The sequence below is a fragment of the Paenibacillus sp. FSL W8-0187 genome, from assembly GCF_037969755.1.
Taxonomy (GTDB): domain Bacteria; phylum Bacillota; class Bacilli; order Paenibacillales; family Paenibacillaceae; genus Paenibacillus_AQ.
This window is the reverse complement of the sequence record NZ_CP150206.1, coordinates 7,151,659-7,167,267: the sequence shown is the minus strand read 5'-3', so window position 1 is coordinate 7,167,267 and position 15,609 is coordinate 7,151,659. Positions and strand designations below refer to the sequence as shown.

Genomic DNA, 15,609 nt, shown 5'->3' with positions numbered 1-15,609 from the left:
CGATTCGCCGAACAAAGCGCAAAAGCATGTGACATTGTTGTCACATGCCGGTAACGCTAACGAAATCATTCCGTTTCGGAAAGATCAAGGTAAAGGTGGTGCCGATGCCCGGCTTTGATTCCACCTGAATGCGGATCAACAGGGCATCGGCTACTTTTTGCGTCAGATAGAGCCCCATGCCGGTTGCGGCACTGTCCTGATGCGAGGTGGTTGAGGTGAAGCCTTTGTCGAAAATCCGGGGCATGTCCTTCGGATCAATGCCGCGTCCGGAATCCCGGATGGTGAGTCTGACATGATCATCCATGAGCTCGCTCTCGACGATAATGTCCGAAGCGCTGCTGTATTTGACCGCGTTGGTCAGCAGTTGGCGGATGATAAAGCCTAGCCATTTCGCATCACTAAGCACTTCCGTTACCTCAAGGGAAACGTCAAATCCGATGCCTTTCTGCATGCACCAGGACTTGAGCGCACGTATTTCCTGGAAGATGATCGGCTCAAGCGCGGATACCTCGATCAACAGATCATTCTGGATAAAGGGGATGCGCTTCTGGTGCAGCTGCTGGTCAAGCAGCAGGTGGATGCGGAGCCACTCATACTGGAGCTGAGCTTTTAACGTCTCGTCTTCCATGCGCTCGATCATCAGCTGCATGGTGGTGAGCGGCGTTTTTACCTCGTGAATCCAGGATAACAGCTCGTCCCTCTCCCCTTGTATCTCCATTAGACGCATGGAGGATTCCTTCTTGAAGCGCTCGGTCTGGAGGGAGAGGATGTCCATGGCAATCGCCTCAAAGGGGTGCTCCGGCTCGCTGATGGCGGCTAAATCGTAAGTGTCATCCCACGCCTGGAGGCTTTTGTAGAACTTGGTTTCCCGATTGTACCTCACAAACAGAAACACCATGAAGAACAGCGTCGATAGAAACACGATATAAAGGATGGGCAAGAACGGGATCTGGGAGTCCACGGCGGCTATGAACAGAAACAGCAGCTGCAGAAACAGGAAGAACAGAATCCAGCTTAGTCGTTCCCGAATATAGACCATCATCATGCATGGGCCTCTTCCGTGGCGATATAACCTTGTCCCACCTTGGTTTCGATGTAAGGGTCAAGACCGAGGGGCTCCAGCTTCTTGCGCAGCCGATTGACGTTGACCGTTAAGGTATTATCGCTGACAAAATGCTCGTTATCCCATAAGCTCTTAATCAGATCCTCCCGGCTGACGATCTGATTCTTCCGCTCCATGAGGATTTTCAGAATGAACATTTCATTCTTTGTCAGTTCCGCGGTGCCTTGGGGGCTGCTAATGGTATTTTTGCCGAATTCGATGGTGGCTCCGCGCCATGTTCTCAGCTCGGCCCGTTCGGTGTTGTAATTGTATACCCGGCGCAGAGTGGCCTGGATTTTGGCAATCAGGACATCAAAGTGGAACGGCTTCTGAATGAAATCGTCCGCTCCAAGCTGCATGGACATCACCATATCGGTCGGATGATCGCGGGAAGACAAGAAGATAATCGGCACGTTCGAGTGGGACCGAATCATTCGGCACCAATGGAACCCGTCAAACTTCGGCAGCTGAATGTCGATAATGACCAGGTCGGGCTGAACCGCTGTAAATTCCTGAAGTACGGCGCTGAAATCGTGGACGCCATAAACGTCATACGACCATTGCGAAAGGCGCTCCTGCACTTCATGGAATAGGGTCACGTCGTCTTCGATTAACATAATTTTAAACAAGAGATTCACCACGCTTTATAGGGTTGTTCAAAAGCCCCTTTGCAAACCTTCCCGGTGCTAAAAAAGTTGACTGTTGAACTTGCACTTTAACATCCATATTTCATTCCCAGTGTATAGCAAAATGTCGATATGTGCCATCTGTAGGCAGCCATCTGCGTGTGCGCATGTGACGAGGCTAAAATACCTATTTACAAACATTTCCTCACTTCCCATAATAGAAATGAGCCTATGACTTGGGAGGGGAAAACTATCGTTATGTATAAGAAGTTCAAATGGTTGACTGTACTCGTTGCAGCTGTGCTGGTCGTGATGACAGGATGTCAGGCTGTCGGGGGACTGGATATCAACAAGGCGTTGCTTACCAGTCTCGATGTTAAATCCAGCGAATCCAAGGCAAGTATTCGATTCGAGGTGGTGCCATCAGACAAGGCCCTATCGACTGAAGATAAACAAGCGATTGATCTCATTAATTCGTTATCCTTGAATTTGGACCATGCCATCGTGCAGGATAGCAAAACCGTGTCCATTCAGGGCAGTGTCCAATATTCGGACAAGAAGATTCCGCTTCATATATCCATGGATTCCAAAGGAATGGCGATTCAATTGGAAGGCGCCAAGCAGCCGTTCTATCTATCGATGGATACGACCGTTCCCGGATTACCGGATACCAGTCAGTATGAGCAGGCGATTCAAGATGTCGTGAAGAAGGCGGCAGGGCTTGTGCTGAAGCATTTCCCGAATCCATCGACAATCGCGGTGAAGTCCGCTCAGGAGAAGGTGAACGGGGAAAGCTTGAACCTGACGCATCTCCATATGGAGCTGACAGGCGAAGAGATCCTGAACATGGTTAAGCCTTTCGCCGAAAGTCTGCTTAAAGATGAAGCCGGCTTGAAGCAAGTGATCGGCGATGCTTATGATGCCATTTATCCGATGATGACCAGCATCGGCGAGGCCTATGGCGAAGAGGTTGAACTCCTGCCACAGGAATCCAAGGAGGAGGTCGTCGCGTCGCTCTACGAGATCGTGCATGGCGCACTGATCGAATTCATGGAGAACTATGATGAACAGAAGAAACAGTTATTGGAGGAGCTTCCGGGATCCGAAACCGTCTTCGGCAAGGATACGGTCCTCAAGCTGGATTATTATTTCGATGAGCAGCTGAATACGCGCAAGAATGCGTTGGAGCTGACCGTCGCGCTTCCGGCTTCCGAGGACCTGCCATTGAAGGCATTCAAGGTGTATTCCGAAGGTGAAGTCTGGAATATCGGCGGCGAAGTCAAGGTCAATAAGGTAGACACGTCCAAAGGCGTGCTGGACGTCCTGAACGGGACAGTGACGCCAGGCCAAGTGCTGCGGAACTTTGAAAAGGATTCCCTCATCTACAACGTGTTGAAGGATGATCTGAAGATCACGCATAAATCGATGTTTCTTAGTCCCGTAATCGATGATTATGGATATGGTGTAATCAAGAAGAACAATCAGAGCTTCGTTCCGCTTCGTTACCTTACAGACCAGTTGGATGCCGAAGTGAAGTGGACCAAAGGCTCGAAGAAAATTAAAGTCATCAATGATCTGACAGGGGAAGAAATCGTATTGACCGTAGGCTCCAAAACAGCCAGCGTCGGCGGTGAAAACGTGACGCTGCAGGAAGCTCCATTCGTGCATAGCAATGGTTCAACCTATGTTCCGCTTCGGTTTATGGCCGAAGCGCTCGGCGCAACGCTTCATCAGGAGGGCGACGGCTGGATTTCGGTTAAACGTGATTAACGAGTATTGTTATTGATAACGGGGCAGGCCTATACCTGTTATGAAACGTTAGGATTTAAAGTATAGCGGGGCTGTTTCCTATCATCTTGGGGTGATGGGAAACAGCCCTCTTTGTCATTACTTCCTCCATCGCGCCAACTGTACCGGTACAGTTGGCGTTATTTCAAATCGTCAGGAAGTCCTTCCTACCGTAAGATAAGTAGCAAATGTACCAACCTCCTCTGGTTGGACTCAAATAGAGAAGATGAAGGAGAATACTTATTATGAATACACCGAATACAAGCCGTGCTTATGCCGCCGCGTTGGGATATACAGGCATCATTGGTTTTTCCTTTATGTTTGTGAAGCTGGCGCTGATCGTTGCTAACCCGCTGGATACATTGGCACACCGGTTCACCATTTCGTTCATTGTCGCATCGCTTGCGCTCCTCATGGCCCGTAGAAAGGTCAAGCTGGATCTGAAACGGCTGCTGACCATCGTGCCGCTGGCCATATTCTATCCATTCCTGTTCTTTACGCTGCAAACCTTCGGTTTGGTCTACACCTCTTCAGCCGAGGCCGGGATCATCCACGCTACCGTACCGATCTTTACGTTGCTCTTGGCGTCACTGTTTTTGAAGGAACGCTCCAGCTGGGCACAAAAGCTATTTACCGTGTTGTCAGTGGCAGGGATCGTCTCTATATTCGTGCTGAAGGGCGTTTCCTTCGAGACATCAAGTACGCTCGGGATTGTACTCATTCTGCTGTCGGCGCTTTCCAACGCGATATACAGCGTGATGGCCCGCAAGTTGACGCAGAAGCAGTCGGTACTGGATATAACGTTCATCATGTCGATGATCGGATTCGTGCTGTTTAACCTGATGTCGGCCGCTCAACATGCTGCGCAGGGGACGCTCGTACATTATTTTGACCCGTTTCTGCATCCGTCCTTCGTATGGGCCGTTCTGTATCTTGGCGTTTTGTCCTCCCTTGGAACATCGCTACTGTCAAATTATGCATTATCCCAGATGGAGGCATCCCGGATGGGCATCTTTAACAATCTGGCCACCGTGGTCACGATCTTTGGAGGTGTCGCTTTCTTGAATGAAGAGCTGGCTTATTATCATGTTATCGGGGCAGCGCTCGTCATTATCGGCGTGATCGGGACCAGCATTGCAGGGAGGTCTGCCAGTTCTAAGAGGAAACCGCGTAGGCGGAACGAATCCAAACATGCTTAATTAAGTTTGTAGTTGTGAACTCATTCGGTTAGATCCCTAAAAAAGGCTTGAGATATTAGGTAACACCTAATAAAATAAGGTGTGAGCTAATATTTGAATGGAACGGGAGGGGGACCCTTTGCTCGAATGGATGCTACGTAATGTGATGGCGGAGAGAGGGATATGGTCGGGAGCGGCTTTGGCGCGGCTGATGAAAGAGAAGGCGAATTACAGCCTGTCAGCTGCTTCCATTAGTGCTTTGCTGACGAACCAGCCCAGGCAGATGAAGGCAGAGACGTTAGATGCCCTTTGCACAACCTTAGAGTGTACTCCAGGTGACTTATGGGTGCATACACCTCCTTCTAGAACTAAGGGGGCTTAAGTGAATGACGGTTAAAGCTATTGTGCCATTCGGTGATCCGATCTTGCGAAAGATCGCCCGGCCAGTCGATACCGTAAATGCCAGAGCATTGAAGATTCTGGATGATATGGCAGAGACGCTGTATGACAGCGAAGGGCGCGCTGGTCTTGCCGCACCACAAATCGGTATATTACGAAGACTTATTGTCATGGACTGCGGAGAAGGATTGATTGAGCTGATTAATCCAGAAATCGTAGAGATGGACGGGGAACAGCTGGGCCCTGAAGCGTGTCTCTCTTATCCAGGGTATTACGGATATGTGAAGAGAGCCAATAAAGTTAAGGTAAAGACATTGAATCGCCAAGGCGAGATGGTAATTCTGGATGGCGAAGATTATCTGGCCAGATGTATGCAGCATGAGATTGATCACCTGAACGGCATATTGTTTGTGGACCATGTTCGGGATGGATGGTTGTATCACGAGGAGACCCATCAACGCATCGAGCTGTTTCCTGTTATTGGGTTATCCAATACAGGCGCATAACGGACATGGAGAGTCTTTCTCTTATGAGGAAAGAAATAGAAAGAACGGCTGGATGTCTTATGTCCGGCCGTTTTTTGTATATCATGCACGGCTAAAATAAGATTTTGAATGTAGAAGGTTGACGGAACAGAATTCTCGTGATATTATTATCTTAAATTAAAGATGTTTTAAATAAAAATAATAATTTATGAAGGTTGCGCCAACACTTTCTAAATATAAGAGATGGAGGAATTTAATCATGAACGGATTAAAAGGAATTCACCATGTAACAGCCATTACGAGCAGTGCCGAGAAGAACTACGAGTTCTTCACCTATGTGCTCGGCATGCGGCTTGTGAAGAAGACGGTTAATCAGGACGATATTCAGACATACCACCTGTTCTTTGCAGATGACAAGGGCAGTGCCGGCACAGATATGACCTTCTTCGATTTTCCAGGGATCCCGCAGGGCAGACATGGTACAGACGAGATTTACAAAACCTCGTTCCGTGTCCCTAACGATGCAGCGCTCGAATATTGGGTCAAGCGATTTGACCGAATGGATGTGAAGCATCAAGGCATTCAAGAGTTGTTTGGCAAAAAGACACTCGCCTTTGTTGATTTTGACGATCAGCAGTATCAGCTCATCTCCGATGAGAGCAACGAAGGTGTGGTTTCAGGAACTCCTTGGCAGAAGGGACCAATTCCGCTGGAGCATGCAATTACAGGACTCGGCCCGGTGTTTGTACGGGTGTCCAACTTCAATTATTTCAAGGAAATGATGGAGAAAGTGCTCGAATTCAAGGAAATCGGCAAGGAAGGTTCGCTTCATCTGTTTGAGGTTGGTGAAGGCGGCAATGGCGCTCAAGTGGTTGTTGAGTACAACGCCGTGCTTCCAAGAGCTCAGCAAGGCTTCGGCACCGTACACCATGCGGCCTTCCGGGTCGAGGACCGCTCAGTGCTGGAACATTGGATCAAGCGTCTGGACGACTTCCAGTTCCATACATCGGGCTTTGTTGACCGCTATTTCTTCCAGTCCCTGTATGCGCGTGTTGCACCGCAAATTCTGTTTGAGTTCGCAACCGACGGTCCAGGCTTCATGGGTGACGAGCCATATGAAACGCTGGGCGAGAAGTTGTCCCTGCCTCCATTCCTGGAGCCAAAGCGCGAACAGATCGAGCGTATGGTTCGTCCAATCGATACGGTGCGCAGCACGAAGGAATTCGTCAAGGAATAATGTAATGAATCTTAAGAAGCAATCCGCTTATTTACGACAAGGGCGGATTGCTTTTTTTGTATCGCTGAAATAATGGATCTTACTATTCATTCCACTTCATCCGAACCAAACGGATGGTCCACGATGTACAGCCAGCTTCCGTCAGGTTGCTGTCTCACGATTTCGGAGGTATAACCTTGAAGCAGAAGAGGTTGGCCATCCCTGTCCGAGGTACGCAAGGTAAAATGGGCACGCAGCATAGCAATATTTTCAAATGGGATGCAGTATAGATTGGTGGAGACCATCTTGCCTTGAAGCAGCAGCAGTTCCTCGAGCGTATGGTGGAAAGAATGAATTCCGATCTCCAAGCTTCCATTGCGGTGGACATGAATACTGTTCGGTTCATACAATGCCAGCACCTGATCGATATCCCCTGAGTTATACGCGTTAGCAAATGCAGCATTCATATCCTCGGGCTTCCAGACTCGGCTTGCGGGAGTGGATGGTTTCATTGAATCTCCTCTTTCTGTATGATGATAGCAATAGCCTATCTGAAAATGAAAGCTGTGATAAGTACGCACAATTTTATGACATAGTCATCTATTTATGACCAATGACCAAGGGGGTTCAGTAATACATATGCCATATCAGGATGAGAAATATGGGTGCCCGGCTGAAGTGGGCTTGCACATGATTAGTGGGAAGTGGAAGCCCCGAGTCCTGTATGAGCTGTTTCAGGAAACCCTGCGTTTTGGTGAGCTGCATCGGAGAATACCTGAAGTATCAAGGCATGTGCTTACCGTGCAATTGCGGGAGTTAGAGGAGAGCGGAATCGTGAAACGGACGGTGTATCAAGAGGTACCTCCCAAGGTGGAGTACTCGGTAACGGAATTTGGCCGGAAATTTGAAGCGTTGCTTGAGCAGATGGTTATTTTGGGTCAATTGTATATCGATTCTCAAGAGGTCCCTAACGAATAGCACTTCAAGATAGCCTCGATCAGAAGAAATATCCTTTGCTGCACACATTCACCGATTAAGTACATCAATTCTGGTTTAAATACAAATACTGTATAGGAATGGATGACTTAATAGCCTGAGGTGGAGCATATGAAAGGGAGTTTATTCAAGAACATCGTGTTTACGGTTTCGGCCGTCATCATTGCCATTCTTGCTATTCTCGGGGCTGCTATGCCTGGAGCTTTCGGGGAAGTGGCAGGGTATTTGTACAGATTTACGACGAATACGTTCGGCTGGTTCTATCTGCTCTCGATCTTTGTAATTATTATATTTCTGATCTGGGTGGCAACCAGTAAATACGGCACGATTCGTCTTGGTGGAGATAAGGAGAAGCCCGAGTATCCGTTCTTCACCTGGATCGGAATGCTGTTCTCTGCGGGATTTGGTGTAGGGCTGGTGTTTTGGGGTGTGGCTGAACCTATGAGCCATTTTTTTAAGACACCCTTCGGCGGTGTTGAAGCACAAGGTGTAGACGCGGCACGTGTGGCTATGGGCTATTCTTTTTTTCATTGGGGGGTTAGCCAATGGTCCGTGTTTGCTCTTGTCGGACTTGTGATCGCGTTTCTTCAGTACCGTAAGCAGAAGGATGGGCTGGTATCTACAGCGCTGGAGCCTGTCACCGGCTCAAAGCGTGGTGTGAAGAATACGATTGATATCCTCGCGGTGATTGCAACGGTCATGGGCATCGCGACTTCCATTGGACTTGGCGTTCTGCAGATGAGCGGTGGTTTGAACACGATTATGGGAGTGAACAATGGTGTCGGGTTGCAGCTAATGATGTTGGGGCTTATTTTTGTCGCTTATATGATCTCGTCCACAACGGGATTGGATAAAGGGATTAAATACCTAAGCAACCTGAACCTCGCGTTGGCGCTCATTTTTTTATTGTTTGTGTTTGTTAGTGGTCCCACGGTGTTCATCTTGGAGACCTTTACCTTGGCGCTGGGAGATTATATTACGAATTTCGTATCGTACAGCCTGCGGCTTCAACCCTACGCAGAGGGCACGTGGGTACGGGAATGGACGATCTTTTACTGGGCTTGGGCGATTGCTTGGTCCCCGTATGTCGGAGCTTTCGTGGCTAGGGTGTCCAAGGGAAGAACGATTCGTGAATTCATTGTGGGTGTGATGGTCGTGCCGCCGGTCATTGCCTGTCTGTGGATCGCGGTATTCGGCGGGACGGCGATCTGGTTTGATCTGCACGAGAGCACCGGGATTGCCGCAGCCGTTAATGCGGATGTGACATCGGCCCTGTTCCAGCTCTTTAACCAATTGCCTCTCTCCATGGTCATGAATGTGCTGGCGATTTTACTCATTCTGACGTTCCTGGTGACATCAGCCGACTCAGCAACCTATATATTGGCCAGTATGACCACCTACGGCAGCCTGAACCCTCCTCAAATGGCAAAAATCGTGTGGGGCACGCTCATGGCAGCCATTGCTGGCGTCCTGCTGTATGCGGGCGGACTGGAAGCCTTACAGACAGCGTCGTTGATTGCGGCCTTGCCGTTCACAGTACTGCTGTTGATGATGATCATTGCCGTGGTGAAGCTGCTGCGGCGCGAGCCGATTCCGATTCGGAAGGCTGATCTGAAACGGTTCCGCCGTCTGGAGGAGGCGGCCAACCGGGGGAAGAAGTAAAGGCAAATGTTTGGCGGAACGAGGTTTTATATTACCTGCGCGATAAAGAGGGCATCCATGCGGGGCCCCTCTTTATTTTGTGAGGAGATAAGCTCGGAAATGACGGCTACCATAGCCAAACCAATACAAGCATAGTAATGACATGTGTAAGTAGTAGGCATACCAGGAAGACAGCCCAAGGGATCGAAATAATCCATGAATCCAATTAAAACATAGGATGTTTAGGATCACAAAGAGGTATACGGGGAACTGAAGGAGGATTCGTTTCTTGAAGGATCCGGACTTCATGTCGTCACCCGGGGTATAGGATTGCTTTCTATCTACATACGTTCGATCCAGATAGACATACAGCTCACCGACAAAATAACCTGTGAGGTACATTCCAACGATAGCGATGTTGATCCAGCTTGCATCCTGTCGAGGCAGCCCGAGGTTCATCAAGAGGTCAAATATCCAGAACATGCATAGTGAACTGATCGTCACGATGATCCATAGAGGAAATGTTGACATCCGTCGCTTTGCAGCTGAATCGACCGCTTCCTTTGATTTTGCCATAATACCTCCTTTTTGTTTACCGAGATAATTATCCTTATATTACCTTATTTATGAACTCTATGTATGAATGAAGCGATTCACCGCATACAAAATAGCCCTTATTACACCTCTGAAAGAGTGCAATAGGGGCTATTAGGTGTTCAGTTGAAAAGAGAATAACCATTATTTTTTCTTAAGCAGCAAATACACAAAATACGGCGCGCCGATGATAGCAACCATAATGCCTGCAGCGATACCGTCGGGATCCACAATGTTGCGTCCGATCGTATCTGCGAGCAGCAGCAGCCAGCCCCCGATCAATATAGCAATCGGAATGTACATCTGATTCCGCGGGCCAACCAGCGCTTTGGCAATATGAGGGCCCATGAGTCCGATGAACGTAATGCCGCCCGTAACCGACACCGCGGATGCTGCAAGCGCGACGGCGGCCAGAAGCAGCACAATGCGTTCCTTCTCAATCGAGACGCCGACACCGATCCCTACAGGATCGCTTAATCCCAGCAGATTCATGCGCTGCGCTTTGTACAGGGTGAACGGAATCAGGATGATCAGCCAGGGCAGCAGCGCCACAATGAAGGGCCAATCGGTGCCCCATATCCCGCCCGCCAGCCACTTGGCGATAAAATCGACCTTGGTCCGCTCGGCAGACGACGTGAGCACAATCATGACGCCCGAGAGTGCCATGGAGAACCCGACACCGGTAAGCACCAATTTAACGGGCTGCAGACCTTCGCCTTTCCGGAATGAGAACAGGTAGATGCCCACGGCCGTTAGCACAGCCCCGATAAATGCCGCCAAGGGCAGCATGTAGATAAAGGAGCCGGCTTCGATCGGGAAGAACAGGAAAAATACGGCCACGCCGACCCCGGCCCCCGAGTTTATTCCGATAATGCCTGGATCCGCGAGATCATTTCGGGTGATGCTCTGCAGAATGGCACCCGATAAGGCGAGCGCCATTCCGGCCAGCAAAGTAATGAGCATGCGCGGCAGGCGTACATCGAATATAATGAATTTCTCTTTGAAGCTGCCTTGGCCCAGCAGGGTTGGAATAATCCGGTCATAGCTAACGGACGAATAACCGAGACCCAAACCAACGAGGACAGTAACCACTGTAAGGATCAACAATACTAGAAACGTAATTCTTTGTTTTCTTAATAACGATGGATGAATCATGACATTCCCCGCCCTCCTTTGCGTACGATAAACAGGAAGAAGGGCAATCCCATGATGGCGATCAGAGCCGCTACGGGTGTTTCGTAAGGAGCATGCAGCGTTCGTCCGACCGTGTCGGCAAACAGCATGAAGATAGCTCCCACCAGGGCAGACATCGGGATGACATGGCGGTAGTCGGTTCCGACGATCCCGCGGACGATATGGGGAATCATCAGGCCGAGGAAGGCCAAATTCCCCACCAATGCCACAGAGGTTCCTGCAAGGAGGACAATCACGACAAACAGGACGCCTTTGATAGCAGCAATGTTTTGTCCCAAACCGACGGCGACTTCTTCACTCAGGCTAAGGATGGTCAGCTGTCTTGATAGCACGATGGCGATCATAATTCCAATGAGAATAAACGGAAATATCGTCTGCAGCTGCCCCCATGATGTGCCGATCACACCGCCAGCCGTCCACATGGACACATCCTTGGATATTTTGAAATAAATCCCGATTCCTTCAGCGATGGCGTACAGGAATGCGGATACGGCTGATCCAGCCAGCACCATCTGTAAGGGAGAGAAGCCGCCTTTTCGCATGGCTCCAATGCCGAAGACCACCACGGCACCGACTGCTGCTCCGATGAAGCAGGCCACCATAATACCAAAATAATTGGCAGACGGCAGGAAAGCCAGTGTGAAGGCCAGCGCCGCATTCGCCCCGCTGGTAAGGCCGAGCAGGCCGGGATCCGCCAGCGGATTGCGGGTAATGCCCTGCATGATGGCACCGGAGACCGCCAGCGCGGCTCCGACCAGAATGGCGGCAACCTCACGGGGCAGCCGAATTTCGCGAAGGAGGGATAATTTCTCGCCCTCCATCGAGGTGGTGAGGGCAAACCATACATCCTTGATGCTGGTTTCAGCTGCGCCGAACACCATCGCAACGACAAACGTGCCGATAAATACGATGAAACCCGCAATCAATTGGATTGAAAAAGGAATGGACCGTTTCGTAGGCTTTGTCATGGAATCATCTTTTCATCTTAAAGTTGGAATATTCAATCTAAATAAGTCTGAGCAAGGGCAGCCTATATCCTATTTGCCCAGAAAATGTTCCGTAATGAACTCCAGCTGGTACTCCAGCGTGGTTGCATCATTAAAATAAATCCGGTTTCCGTCCGCTTCGAATACGCGGCCATTCTTCACCGCCGGGATTTGCTTATACGTCTCGGTTTGCTGGAAGGACGTATCGGCATCGGCAAATTTGCTCAGAATGACATAATCGCCGGCATACTCCGGCAGCACTTCCGCGGAAAGAGCATAATACCCATCCTTCAATGCCATTTCTTTCACTTTTTCAGGCATTTTCAGCTTCATTTCCTGATACAGGATTTCGGTACCGCGGCCCCAATTATCGCCGTATACATAAAGCTGTTTATCAAAGCTCTCGATAACAGATACGGTTGCGTCTTCTCCGATTTTGGCACGGATGTCCTCGCCTGCTTTTTGCGCCCGTTGTTTGAAATCGTCGATCCAGGCCTGGGCTTCTTTTTCTTTGTTCACCAGCTTGCCGATTTCAAGATGCTGCGTCAGATAATCGACTTTCCCATAGGTGAAGGTAACGGTTGGGGCAATCTCTTTCAGCTTATCGACGTTTTTGATATTGGACAGGCCGATGATGAGGTCGGGATCCAGTTCGATGATTTTTTCCAGGCTTTCATCCGTCACTTCTTCGGCATCCTTGATTTTGTCCGCAAATGCGGGATTGGCCTTGGACCAGGAATCCACGCCCACCATGTTGACGCCGAGTGCAAGCAGGTCGCCTACGTAGGAGGACAACACAATGACGCGCTGCGGATTGGCAGGCACCTCAACGGGTCCGTTCTCGGACTCGTATGTAATGGTCCCGGATGGGGCTTCGCTTTGTTCCGTTTTAGGTGTTTCGGCCGTTCCTGTATGGTTGCTGCTTGTCTCCGCAGGCTTGCTGCTGCAAGCACTAAGAATGAGCAGCAGCGCTATAAACGGGATGAGTAGTTTCTTCGTAGGTGTCGTTTTGCTGTGTTTTGAGTACATCCTCTTTTTCCCCTTTTAAAAGATTGTATGTGATACAGATCGGTTTTGCCGTGCGTGGATCGCGGCCGATCTCTGCATCGATATGGAATACTTTCTTTAATACGTCATGTGAGATGACGGCTTCCGGATCTCCGGCCTGAATGATATCTCCATCCTTCATCGCGATAATGTAATCCGCGAATCTGGCGGCTTGGTTTAAATCATGCAGAACCATAACAATGGTACGCTCCTGCTCGATATTTAGCCTCTCCAGCAGTTCCAGGATTTCAAGCTGATGCGCCATGTCCAGATATGTGGTCGGTTCGTCGAGGAAGATCATTTCGGTCTCCTGAGCAAGTGCCATCGCAATCCACACCCGCTGTCTTTGTCCGCCGGACAGAGCATCCACTGAGCGATATTTGTAATCCTGGGTTCCGGTAACCTCCAGCGCCCAGTCAATCACTTCCATATCCTGCTTGGTCAAGCGGCCAAAACCTCGCTGGTGAGGATATCGGCCATAGGAGACAAGCTCGCCCACTGTCAATCCGCCCGGTCCTTCTGGGGTCTGGGGCAGAATGGCCAGCTTTTTCGCCAGCAGCTTGGTGTTCATCTTGGCGATTTCTTCTCCATCCAGAATGGCAGCACCGGACTGGTAAGGAATAATGCGGGTAACAGCCTTCAAAAGAGTGGATTTGCCGCAGCCGTTAGGCCCAATAATGGTTGTGATTCTTTTATCGGGAATATCTACATTAAGACGATTCAATATCAGATTCTCGCCGTAACCGACGCTTATTCGATCTGTACTTAGGCGAATCATCATTTCACCTCCAGAGTAGTTAGCTATCAAACGATAATGATTCTCAATTTCATCCATAAATATAATGTGGGGCCGCGTCGTTGTCAATAAATATCTTAATGGAAATTTTAAATAATATTCATGTTTCATCCGAATAATATCCATATATAGATTGGCAGGGTGTTACATGCCTATATATAGGCGAAATTGTGACAATATGAATTTTTTCTAAATGATTGATTGTAAAACGGTGAAAGGCAACGTATACTAATTGATAATGATAATCATTTACGTTACAAGGTGATCACAAACAGCCTTTTAATCTATAGACCGGGAGTGAAATGCATGAGTGGGAAAGGGATATTTGATGTAACGGTTATTGGTGGAGGACCAGCAGGATTATATTCTGCTTTTTATAGTGGACTGCGCGGCATGAAGACCAAGATTATAGAATATCAACCCATGCTTGGCGGGAAGGTTCACGTCTATCCGGAGAAAATGATATGGGATGTCGGCGGACTGACGCCTGTTCCGGGCGCGAAGCTGATCGAACAGATGGTCCAGCAAGGCTTGACGTTTAATCCCGAAGTGCTGTTAAACGAGAAGGTTGAATCGATCGCCCGCAATGAGGAAGGACTGTTCGAATTACATACGGCGAATTCCGGCGTGCATTTGTCCAAAACGGTTATTGTGGCGGTCGGAGGAGGCATCCTGAATCCGCAGAAGCTGGAGATTGAAGGAGCCGAGCGGTTTGAGGTGTCAAATCTGAACTATACGGTGAAGTCTCTGCAGCACTTCAAGGGCAAAACGGTGATTGTGTCCGGCGGAGGAAACTCGGCCGTGGATTGGGCGAACGAGCTGGAGCCTGTAGCGAAGAAGGTTTACCTGGCCTACCGCAAGGATGAATTGTCAGGCCATGAAGCGCAGGTCGAGCAGCTGATGAACAGCAGGGCCACTTGCCATCTCAATACATCGATTACGAAGCTCATTGCTTCAGATAATCATGAGGTGATTGAACGGGTAGAATTGACCAATAATGCGACAGGGGAAGTTTCCTATTTGGCGGTAGACGAAGTTATTATTAACCATGGCTATGAACGGGATATGTCGCTGCTGGAGAACAGCAAGCTCGATATTCATCGGGTGGATGATTACTATATCGCGGGCAACGCAAGCTGTAACTCTTCCATTCCGGGGCTGTATGCTGCCGGCGATATCCTGCATTTTGACGGGAAGCTGCACCTCATTGCCGGTGCCTTCCAGGATGCCGCGAACGCGGTGAACAGCGCGAAGCAGTTCATTGAGCCGGATGCCAAAAAATTCGCGATGGTCTCTTCGCACAACGATGTGTTCAAGGAGCGCAATCGCGAATTAGTGAAGCAATTGATCAATTAGAACCTCGGTGCTGGAGAAGGGGAGCCTTTCCGACAAAAGAAAGTCGATGACCGCTTCTTAATAGAATAGGCTGGCGAATGGGCAGTGTGGGGTGTGTACCCGCACTGCTTTTTTTACTTTGCTTAAGCAGGTTGGTCTATATCGGTCGGGTGATCATGGCAAAAGTGTTTAGCATCGTGACGATCAACCTTTATTCAGGTGAATA

The 15,609-nt window shown here is 49.3% G+C and carries 16 protein-coding genes; 8 read left to right on the top strand and 8 right to left on the bottom strand.

Annotated features, from left to right (window positions below):
* Positions 1-40: 40 nt before the first annotated feature.
* Positions 41-1,045, bottom strand: a complete 1,005-nt coding sequence (locus MKY48_RS32465) for a sensor histidine kinase (RefSeq protein ID WP_339292001.1) — start codon at positions 1,043-1,045, stop codon at positions 41-43.
* The gene (locus MKY48_RS32460; RefSeq protein WP_098749630.1) at positions 1,042-1,731 is read right to left on the bottom strand and encodes a response regulator transcription factor; all 690 of its coding nucleotides are present in this window, start codon (positions 1,729-1,731) and stop codon (positions 1,042-1,044) included. Before MKY48_RS32460 ends, MKY48_RS32465 begins: the two co-directional genes overlap by 4 nt.
* A gap of 255 nt (positions 1,732-1,986) precedes the next feature.
* Between MKY48_RS32460 and MKY48_RS32455 the strand changes: the two genes are divergently transcribed.
* The 5 genes from MKY48_RS32455 (at position 1,987) to MKY48_RS32435 (ending at position 6,815) form a co-directional block, all read left to right on the top strand.
* Positions 1,987-3,498 carry a copper amine oxidase N-terminal domain-containing protein gene (locus MKY48_RS32455; protein WP_339292000.1) on the top strand — a complete coding sequence of 504 codons (1,512 nt, stop codon included), beginning with the start codon at positions 1,987-1,989 and terminating at the stop codon, positions 3,496-3,498.
* A gap of 263 nt (positions 3,499-3,761) precedes the next feature.
* Entirely contained in the window at positions 3,762-4,715 is a 954-nt protein-coding gene (locus MKY48_RS32450) for a DMT family transporter (RefSeq protein WP_339291999.1), read from the top strand.
* A gap of 118 nt (positions 4,716-4,833) precedes the next feature.
* A complete protein-coding gene (locus MKY48_RS32445; RefSeq protein WP_071220536.1) occupies positions 4,834-5,076 on the top strand; it encodes a helix-turn-helix transcriptional regulator in 243 nt (80 codons plus the stop codon).
* A gap of 4 nt (positions 5,077-5,080) precedes the next feature.
* Positions 5,081-5,599, top strand: coding sequence for a peptide deformylase (gene def / locus MKY48_RS32440; protein ID WP_339291998.1), 519 nt, complete (start codon positions 5,081-5,083; stop codon positions 5,597-5,599).
* A gap of 238 nt (positions 5,600-5,837) precedes the next feature.
* Entirely contained in the window at positions 5,838-6,815 is a 978-nt protein-coding gene (locus tag MKY48_RS32435) for a ring-cleaving dioxygenase (RefSeq protein WP_339291997.1), read from the top strand.
* A gap of 86 nt (positions 6,816-6,901) precedes the next feature.
* Here the strand turns inward: MKY48_RS32435 and MKY48_RS32430 are convergent, their stop codons facing one another.
* Positions 6,902-7,306 carry a DUF4440 domain-containing protein gene (locus tag MKY48_RS32430; RefSeq protein ID WP_339291996.1) on the bottom strand — a complete coding sequence of 135 codons (405 nt, stop codon included), beginning with the start codon at positions 7,304-7,306 and terminating at the stop codon, positions 6,902-6,904.
* A gap of 127 nt (positions 7,307-7,433) precedes the next feature.
* On the opposite strand from MKY48_RS32430, the gene MKY48_RS32425 reads away from it, so the two are divergent.
* Both MKY48_RS32425 and MKY48_RS32420 read left to right on the top strand, forming a co-directional pair.
* Positions 7,434-7,772: a helix-turn-helix domain-containing protein gene (locus MKY48_RS32425; protein ID WP_215161194.1), complete on the top strand. Its 339-nt coding sequence runs from the start codon at positions 7,434-7,436 to the stop codon at positions 7,770-7,772.
* A gap of 129 nt (positions 7,773-7,901) precedes the next feature.
* Positions 7,902-9,452, top strand: a complete 1,551-nt coding sequence (locus MKY48_RS32420) for a BCCT family transporter (RefSeq protein ID WP_339291995.1) — start codon at positions 7,902-7,904, stop codon at positions 9,450-9,452.
* A gap of 72 nt (positions 9,453-9,524) precedes the next feature.
* On the opposite strand, the gene MKY48_RS32415 is transcribed toward MKY48_RS32420, so the two are convergent.
* From MKY48_RS32415 to MKY48_RS32395, 5 genes are all read right to left on the bottom strand, one after another.
* Positions 9,525-10,007, bottom strand: coding sequence for a hypothetical protein (locus tag MKY48_RS32415; RefSeq protein ID WP_339268838.1), 483 nt, complete (start codon positions 10,005-10,007; stop codon positions 9,525-9,527).
* A gap of 162 nt (positions 10,008-10,169) precedes the next feature.
* Positions 10,170-11,180 carry an iron ABC transporter permease gene (locus MKY48_RS32410; RefSeq protein ID WP_339268837.1) on the bottom strand — a complete coding sequence of 337 codons (1,011 nt, stop codon included), beginning with the start codon at positions 11,178-11,180 and terminating at the stop codon, positions 10,170-10,172.
* Positions 11,177-12,187 (bottom strand): iron ABC transporter permease, encoded by a 1,011-nt coding sequence (locus MKY48_RS32405; protein WP_339291994.1) that lies wholly within the window; start codon positions 12,185-12,187, stop codon positions 11,177-11,179. The genes MKY48_RS32410 and MKY48_RS32405 overlap by 4 nt, the downstream gene beginning before the upstream one ends.
* Positions 12,188-12,256: 69 nt before the next feature.
* A complete protein-coding gene (locus MKY48_RS32400) occupies positions 12,257-13,234 on the bottom strand; it encodes an iron-hydroxamate ABC transporter substrate-binding protein (protein ID WP_339291993.1) in 978 nt (325 codons plus the stop codon).
* Positions 13,158-14,030, bottom strand: a complete 873-nt coding sequence (locus tag MKY48_RS32395) for an ABC transporter ATP-binding protein (RefSeq protein WP_127592798.1) — start codon at positions 14,028-14,030, stop codon at positions 13,158-13,160. Before MKY48_RS32395 ends, MKY48_RS32400 begins: the two co-directional genes overlap by 77 nt.
* Before the next feature lie 324 nt (positions 14,031-14,354).
* Between MKY48_RS32395 and MKY48_RS32390 the strand changes: the two genes are divergently transcribed.
* The gene (locus MKY48_RS32390) at positions 14,355-15,404 is read left to right on the top strand and encodes an NAD(P)/FAD-dependent oxidoreductase (RefSeq protein ID WP_339291992.1); all 1,050 of its coding nucleotides are present in this window, start codon (positions 14,355-14,357) and stop codon (positions 15,402-15,404) included.
* The last annotated feature ends 205 nt before the right edge of the window (positions 15,405-15,609 follow it).

Bases quoted from the DNA above. Each gene is read 5' to 3' on its own strand.
- MKY48_RS32465 (WP_339292001.1), bottom strand. From the start codon at position 1,045: ATGATGATGGTCTATATTCGGGAACGACTAAGCTGGATTCTGTTCTTC.
- MKY48_RS32455 (WP_339292000.1), top strand. From the start codon at position 1,987: ATGTATAAGAAGTTCAAATGGTTGACTGTACTCGTTGCAGCTGTGCTG.
- MKY48_RS32450 (WP_339291999.1), top strand. From the start codon at position 3,762: ATGAATACACCGAATACAAGCCGTGCTTATGCCGCCGCGTTGGGATAT.
- def (WP_339291998.1), top strand. From the start codon at position 5,081: ATGACGGTTAAAGCTATTGTGCCATTCGGTGATCCGATCTTGCGAAAG.
- MKY48_RS32435 (WP_339291997.1), top strand. From the start codon at position 5,838: ATGAACGGATTAAAAGGAATTCACCATGTAACAGCCATTACGAGCAGT.
- MKY48_RS32430 (WP_339291996.1), bottom strand. From the start codon at position 7,306: ATGAAACCATCCACTCCCGCAAGCCGAGTCTGGAAGCCCGAGGATATG.
- MKY48_RS32425 (WP_215161194.1), top strand. From the start codon at position 7,434: ATGCCATATCAGGATGAGAAATATGGGTGCCCGGCTGAAGTGGGCTTG.
- MKY48_RS32420 (WP_339291995.1), top strand. From the start codon at position 7,902: ATGAAAGGGAGTTTATTCAAGAACATCGTGTTTACGGTTTCGGCCGTC.
- MKY48_RS32415 (WP_339268838.1), bottom strand. From the start codon at position 10,007: ATGGCAAAATCAAAGGAAGCGGTCGATTCAGCTGCAAAGCGACGGATG.
- MKY48_RS32410 (WP_339268837.1), bottom strand. From the start codon at position 11,180: ATGATTCATCCATCGTTATTAAGAAAACAAAGAATTACGTTTCTAGTA.
- MKY48_RS32405 (WP_339291994.1), bottom strand. From the start codon at position 12,187: ATGACAAAGCCTACGAAACGGTCCATTCCTTTTTCAATCCAATTGATT.
- MKY48_RS32400 (WP_339291993.1), bottom strand. From the start codon at position 13,234: ATGTACTCAAAACACAGCAAAACGACACCTACGAAGAAACTACTCATC.
- MKY48_RS32395 (WP_127592798.1), bottom strand. From the start codon at position 14,030: ATGATTCGCCTAAGTACAGATCGAATAAGCGTCGGTTACGGCGAGAAT.
- MKY48_RS32390 (WP_339291992.1), top strand. From the start codon at position 14,355: ATGAGTGGGAAAGGGATATTTGATGTAACGGTTATTGGTGGAGGACCA.